This window comes from Paenibacillus turpanensis, from assembly GCF_011421635.1.
In the GTDB taxonomy this organism is placed as follows: Bacteria; Bacillota; Bacilli; order Paenibacillales; family YIM-B00363; genus Paenibacillus_AK; species Paenibacillus_AK turpanensis.
The window spans coordinates 1-315 of record NZ_WTLI01000077.1; the positions used below are offsets into that span (position 1 = coordinate 1).

At 57.8% G+C, this 315-nt stretch carries 1 protein-coding gene; it reads left to right on the forward strand.

Annotated elements, in window-relative coordinates:
* A partial coding sequence (locus tag GQS10_RS22880) for an AMP-binding protein (RefSeq protein ID WP_166246632.1) occupies positions 1–315 on the forward strand: 315 nt, incomplete at both ends.

Genomic DNA, 315 nt, shown 5'->3' on the forward strand with positions numbered 1-315 from the left:
GGGCTTCAAGACGAAGTACCCGGAGACGAAGCTGATCAATATGTACGGCATCACCGAGACGACGGTTCACGTTACGTATAAGGAAATTACGTGGGTCGAAATTGAGGCGGCGAAGAGCAACATCGGCAAGCCGATCCCGACGCTGAGCGTGTACGTCCTTGATGCAAACCGCCGCCCTGTGCCGATCGGCGTAACGGGCGAAATGTACGTGGCTGGGGAAGGCCTTGCGAGAGGATACCTGAATCGTCCGGATCTGACGGCGGAGAAGTTCGTCGATTCCCCGTTTGCGGAGGGGGAGAAGCTTTACCGCTCGGG